At 70.4% G+C, this 2,414-nt stretch carries 2 protein-coding genes; both read left to right on the forward strand.

What is annotated here, in order from left to right:
- Positions 1 to 93 precede the first annotated feature (93 nt).
- Entirely contained in the window at positions 94 to 1,494 is a 1,401-nt protein-coding gene (locus tag FKP22_RS27395) for a B12-binding domain-containing radical SAM protein (RefSeq protein WP_141291121.1), read from the forward strand.
- 148 nt (positions 1,495 to 1,642) lie between these two features.
- Positions 1,643 to 2,414 (forward strand): class II aldolase/adducin family protein (locus FKP22_RS27400; protein ID WP_141291123.1); only part of this gene is annotated, 772 nt, incomplete at its 3' end.

Below are 2,414 nucleotides of genomic sequence, written 5' to 3' on the forward strand. Positions count from 1 at the left end.
GTTGATGGAACGGCTGGACCGGCGTTGGCTGACCGCTGCCTGGGGCGCGCGCCTTTCCGACCATGTGTTGATCCAATACCGCAGGCGCTGACGATGAGCTTGATCCTCACCCACGGCTACTTCATCGCCGACGACGCGATCGAGCAGCGCATCATGCGGCCCTATCCGCCGCTGGGCCTGCTGTCCATCTCGGCCTGGCTGGACAGGGACGGCATCGATCACCAGGTCATCGATGCCACCTTCCTCAATGCCGAGCGCTTCGTGCAGCGCGTGCGTGCGCTGCGCCCGCGTTTGATCGCCTTCTATGTGACGCTGATGACGCGCCGCTCGGTGCTGCGCCTGATCGCCGCGTTGGGCGGCGGCGAAGGCGGCCCGACCATCGTGCTCGGCGGCCCGGACGTGCGCCACAACGCGGCCGACTACCTGCAGCACGGCGCGCACCTGCTGGTGGTCGGCGAAGGCGAGCAGACCATGGCCGACGTGGCCCGCTTGCCGGCCGCCGCTTGCCGGGATGCCGCTGCGCTGGCCGCCATTCCCGGCCTGATCCACGCCGACTCGCAGGGCCAGCCGGTGTTCACCGGCGAGCGGAAATTCGTGCCGGAGCTGGACGAGCTGCCCGAGCCGGCGCGCCACCGCATCGACCTGCAGCCCTACTTCCAGGCCTGGCGCAGTGCCCATGGGCAAACCTCGCTGAACATCAGCACCCAGCGCGGCTGCCCGTACAAGTGCAGCTGGTGCAGCCGCGCGGTCTACGGCACCAGCTACCGCCGCCGCTCGCCACAGCAGGTGGTGGCCGAGCTGGGCAAGCTGGTCAGGCAGTACGCGCCGGACCAGTTCTGGTTCGTCGACGACGTGTTCACGATCAACCACAACTGGCTGGCCGGCTTTGCCGACGCGCTCGACGCAGCGGGCCTGCGCATCCGCTACGAATGCATCACGCGGGCCGACCGCATGAACGCGCGCGTGGTGCAACTGCTCGCGCGCAGCGGCTGCACCCGCGTGTGGATCGGCGCCGAGAGCGGTTCGCAGCGCATCCTGGACGCGATGAAGCGGCAGGTGCGCGTGGAGCAGGTCACCGCGATGATCCGCGCCGCGTCGGACGCCGGCATCCAGACCGGCACCTTCCTGATGCTGGGCTACCCGGGCGAGACCGAATCGGACATCGTCGCCACCGAGCGCTACCTGCGCGAGGCCCGGCCGGACCTGTTCACCGTGACGCTGGCCTACCCGATCCGCGGCACCCAGTTCCACGACCAGGTGGCCGACCAGGCCACCGCGCCGCCGTTCGACCAGGGCAGCGACCGCGACCGGCGCTTCCCGCGCACCTACAGCGACGCCTACTACCGCCACGCCGTTCGCCTGCTCACCCACACCCATGCCATGACCACCGCCCTGCATCCCTTCGGCCTCCGCGCGCTGGCCCATCGCGCGGCTTGGTGCCTTTCGCGTCTGGGCATGTGGTGGCACCGCCGCGTTGGGGTGCAGCCGGCATGAGCGCGCCCGCCCGGCCGCCCGAAGGGCGCGCTCGCGTCCCTCTCGGAGGGACCCGCGAAGCGGAGGGTGCTCCAGTGAGCCCCGCCCGGCCGCCCGAGGGGGCTCATCCCCGCTTGGCGGGGCCGACCGTAGGTCGTGGGGTGCGCCAATGAGCGCCGTACTGAACGAAGCGCCGGGGCTGCAGGTCGACTTTGACCCGCTCGAAGGCCTGGCCGTCAACACGCCGCCGCGCCAGCACTTCTGGTGGGATGAATCCGCCCTGCCCGCGCGCAACGTGGCGCAGGAGCGCCGCCACCGCCAGGAGAAGCTGGCCATCACCTTCCGGCTGTTCGCGCGCCAGGGTTTCGACGTCGGCCTGGCCGGCCACGTGACCGCCCGCGACCCTGCGCTGCCGGACCACTTCTGGGTCAACCCGTTTGGCCTGCACTTCAGCCGCATCCGCGTGTCGGACCTGCTGCTGGTCAATTCGCGAGGCGAGATCGTCGTCGGCCGCGGGCCGCTGAACCAGGCTGCCTTTGCGATCCATGCCGCGATCCACGAGGCGCACCCGCAGGTCATCGCCGCGGCCCACACCCATTCGCTGCACGGCAAGGCCTGGTCCACGCTGGGCCGGCTGCTGGACCCGCTGACGCAGGACGCCTGCGTGTTCTACAACGACCACGCGCTGTTCGACGACTTCACAGGCGTGGTGTTCGAAGAGGACGAGGGCCGGCGCATTGCCCAGGCCATCGGCACCCGCAAGGCGCTGATCCTGAAGAACCACGGCATCCTCACGGCGGGCCCCACGGTCGAGGCGGTGGCCTGGTGGTACATCGCACTCGAAAACGCCGCCCGCACCCAGTTGCTGGCCGAAGCCGCCGGCACGCCGCAGCTGATCTCGCCGGAGGTCGCCGAGCACACGCATGCGCAGATCGGCCGTG

It is taken from the genome of Ideonella azotifigens (assembly GCF_006519715.1).
In the GTDB taxonomy this organism is placed as follows: Bacteria; Pseudomonadota; Gammaproteobacteria; order Burkholderiales; family Burkholderiaceae_C; genus Ideonella; species Ideonella azotifigens.